Genomic DNA, 3,863 nt, shown 5'->3' with positions numbered 1-3,863 from the left:
CCTTTTTTATGGATGATCTCAGCCACTTTGTCCTTCTTACCTGCACCTGTCACCAGGAAAATTACCCATTCACTGTTATTGATCACCTTTCCGGTGATCGTGATGCGTTTTTGTCCGGATTCTGGATGTATCGCCACTTCACAAGTCTTTTTAGAATCCCATAATTCTATTTCATAAGGAAAAATTGAGGCAGTATGCCCATCTTCTCCCATCCCCAGAATCACCATATCAAAAACCGGTATCTTTTGCTGATTTGGGAGATTTTTAGTCAATAGATCTCCGTATCTAACCGCCTCTTTCACAGGGTCATTTTCACCCAGGATACGATGAATGTTCCTCTTCGGAATTTCAATATTTTCCAGTAAGTGAGCCACTGTCATTTTATAGTTGCTTTCATCGTCCGTTGGGGGCACGCAGCGCTCATCGCCCCAGTACAAATGGACCTTGGTCCAATTTATCTTATATTTATTGGTATTGGAGAGTTCATCAAAAACAATTTTAGGCGTACTCCCCCCGGATAGGGCCATATGAACTATATCCTTATGTTTTATAAAATGTTCTAAATACAAGGCAAAGTTTTGTGCCACCTCTTCTTTGGTACTGCAAATTTGTAGGTCCATAGTGTCTATTTGATTACACAGAATCCCGGATCGTCGGCCAGGTTGGCCCCAGGATTACGCCAGGTATATTCACCTTCCATTAAATCATCTGAATTCTGTGGGCCCCATACCCCGGCAGAATATCCATAAATCATAGCCTCTTTATTTGTTTTCCAGTATTCCAGGATGGGATCTACAAATTCCCACGCTGCTTCCACCTCATCTGCACGGGCATATAAGGTAGCGTCTCCCTGCATGGCATCTAGTAAAAGTCTTTCATAAGCAGCCATCAAATTAGTTCTTGCCAGACTGGAGTAGTAGAAATCTAAATTTGCGCGTTCCACCTTAAATCCTAAGCCCGGGACCTTTACGCCAAATTTGATAAGGATCCCTTCATCGGGTTGAATCCGTATGATTAATTTATTGTCCTTGTTGTTCATCCCTGAATCCATAAAGATATGGTGGTGCGGGGGTTTAAAATATATGACGATCTCCGTCACTTTAGTGGGCATGCGTTTCGCGGTCCTCACAAAAAATGGCACGTCTTTCCATCGCCAATTGTCTACAAAAAACTTGAGAGCCACAAAAGTCTCTGTCGTTGAATTTGGATCTACGCCATCTTCTTCTCTGTAACCCTTTACCTGTTTCCCATCGATGGTAGCGGCCAGATACTGCCCTCGGATAGTATTTTCATTAAGTGTCTTGTGATCTTTTATTATTCTTAGCGATTTAAGCGCTTTTACCTTCTCATTCCTGATCTCCTCCGCCGTGGAACCAATAGGAGGCTCCATTACTACCAATGAAACAATTTGTAACAAATGATTTTGAAACATATCGCGAAGCGCACCCGAACTGTCGTAATACCCACCACGCTTTTCTACACCTACACTTTCGGCATTGGTGATCTCTACATGTTGAATATAATTACGGTTCCATAAGGGCTCGAATATACTATTGGCAAACCTGGTTACTAGGAGGTTTTGCACGGTCTCTTTACCCAGATAATGATCTATCCTGAAAATTTGATTTTCCTCAAAATATTTATGTAGGTTGTGATTGAGCTTTTTAGCAGATTCCAGATCATATCCAAAGGGTTTTTCTACGATGAGTCGTTTCCAACCCTTCTTCTGTATGGTTAGCCCCTGTTCAGATAGGTTCTTTGCAATAACCTCATAGATATTGGGGGGGGTGGAGAGATAAAATATAAAGTTATTTGCGGTATCGTATTCATCGTTTAAGCTATTGATCCTGTCTGCTAATGAATTGTAAGGATCCTCATAAGATGATCCTAGGTCATGGTAAAATAACTTGTCCGAAAATTCCGTGACAAAATCAGCCCCCTTCTCGTCTATATCTGCTTTAAGATGGTCGCTTTCCTTGACCACTTTATCCCTGAATTCTGAATCCGAAAGTGGTGATCTGCTTACTCCCAGCACCAAAAAATTCTTTGGCAAAAACTGCCCTTTGTACAAATTAAAAAGGGCTGGAACGAGTTTACGGGCCGTAAGATCCCCGGAGGCTCCAAAAATAAGCAGCATTTGACTTTCTGTCTTTTCCATCTTTTTTCTTTAGATTTCCGGGGGATATGGACCTCCGGTATAATTGCCCAAAGTACGTACTAAAAGTGAATATTTTCAATTACTTTTGAAGATATCGAGGGGTTCTTCTGTATATCAGAAGCACTAATTCTGCTAAGTACAGGTCCTTAAAATAGAAAAATAATTTACAAAATAAAGCACAATGTCTGAGAAGAAGTACGATTTTGGATTGGTTGGCCTTGGGGTCATGGGAAGAAATTTTATTTTGAACGTTTCAGATAATGGCTTTAAAGCCTATGGGTATGATCTTGATAAGGAAAAAGTTAAGGCCTTGCAAAAAGAGGGCGGTGATCTTGATAGCGTAAACGCCACCAGCGATCTAAAGACCTTTGTATCTTCCCTGGAACTCCCCAGGAAGATCATGTTATTGGTCCCTGCCGGCAAAATTGTAGACAATGTGATTGAAAGCCTCTTGCCTGTTCTGGATAAAGGCGATCTGATTATAGATGGAGGCAATTCGTTGTTTACAGATACAGACAGAAGAGAAGCCTATTTAAAGGATAAAGGGATCCACTTTTTTGGAGCTGGGGTCTCCGGGGGTGCCAAAGGCGCCAGAAAAGGTCCCAGTATTATGCCTGGTGGTTCACGCGAGGCGTATAAGGAAGTAAAGCCAATTTTTGAGGCTGTCTCAGCAAAATACAAGGGAGAGCCCTGCGTGGCCTATTTAGGTCCTAAATCTGCCGGGAATTACGTAAAGATGATCCACAACGGTATTGAATATGGACTTATGCAACTAACCTCCGAGATCTACGACGTGTTGAAAAAAGCTGGAGATCTGAATAATAGTGAATTACATACGGCCTTTCATAGCTGGAATAAAGGAAGGTTGCAGTCATTTTTGGTGGAGATCACCGCTGAGATCCTAACAAAGGATGACGATCAGGGATCAGGGCAACTAGTAGATAAGATCTTAGACAAAGCCAAACAGAAAGGAACCGGGAAATGGACCTCCCAAAATGCCATGGACCTGGGTATTCCTATTCCGAGTATAGATATTGCGGTAAGTATGAGAGAATTATCTGCCCTAAAAGCGGACCGACTAATTGCCGAAAAATTATACGGAAAGTTGAAACCCACCACCCTATCTAAAGAAAAGCTGGTTACAATGGCTGAGGAAGCACTTTACTTTTCCTTTATTGTTACCTATGCACAGGGATTGCATCAACTCTCAGAAGCTTCGGAAGAATACGGTTATGATCTCGATTTGGGAACCATCGCAAAGATCTGGCGTGCCGGGTGCATCATCAGAGCGGGCTTACTGGCCGATATTACCAAGGCTTTTCAAGGGAATAAACAACTTTCCAACCTTTTGTTAGATCCGTCTTTCTCTAAGGAGATCAAAGAAACACTAGATGCTGCCCGCCAATTAGTGTCTTATGGGGCACTCAACGGAATCCCATTACCTGGACTGTCTAATTCCCTTACTTATTTTGATGCCTATACTTCCGGGCGCCTGCCTTTAAACCTTATTCAGGCGCAACGAGACTACTTCGGATCTCATACCTATGAAAGAACTGACAAGGATGGTATTTTCCATACGGAATGGGAAGCCTAAGTGAATTCATCCCAATAGAAAAACTGTTTTCCTATTTGCTTAAATACATTTTCCTTCGGGTATACAGGTTGTAGAACTCATCGTCCTTCAGGCTGTCTATAAATAGTATAC

3 protein-coding genes are annotated in these 3,863 nt (G+C 42.0%); 1 reads left to right on the top strand and 2 read right to left on the bottom strand.

Annotation, left to right across the window (positions count from 1 at the left end; all coding sequences use genetic code 11):
• A partial coding sequence (gene pgl / locus WBM49_RS01750; protein ID WP_424370342.1) for a 6-phosphogluconolactonase occupies nucleotides 1-620 on the bottom strand: 620 nt, incomplete at its 3' end.
• A 5-nt stretch (nucleotides 621-625) separates the two neighbouring features.
• Nucleotides 626-2,158 (bottom strand): glucose-6-phosphate dehydrogenase, encoded by a 1,533-nt coding sequence (zwf, locus tag WBM49_RS01745; RefSeq protein ID WP_424370341.1) that lies wholly within the window; start codon nucleotides 2,156-2,158, stop codon nucleotides 626-628.
• Between the two features lie 181 nt (nucleotides 2,159-2,339).
• On the opposite strand from zwf, the gene gndA reads away from it, so the two are divergent.
• Complete coding sequence (gndA, locus tag WBM49_RS01740) at nucleotides 2,340-3,752, top strand: NADP-dependent phosphogluconate dehydrogenase (RefSeq protein WP_424370340.1); 1,413 nt, start codon at nucleotides 2,340-2,342, stop codon at nucleotides 3,750-3,752.
• The last annotated feature ends 111 nt before the right edge of the window (nucleotides 3,753-3,863 follow it).

The organism is Muriicola sp. (genome assembly GCF_049669965.1).
Classification (GTDB): Bacteria; Bacteroidota; Bacteroidia; order Flavobacteriales; family Flavobacteriaceae; genus Muriicola.
The sequence above is the reverse complement of the archived record's forward strand: the minus strand, read 5'-3'. Positions and strand labels throughout refer to the sequence as shown.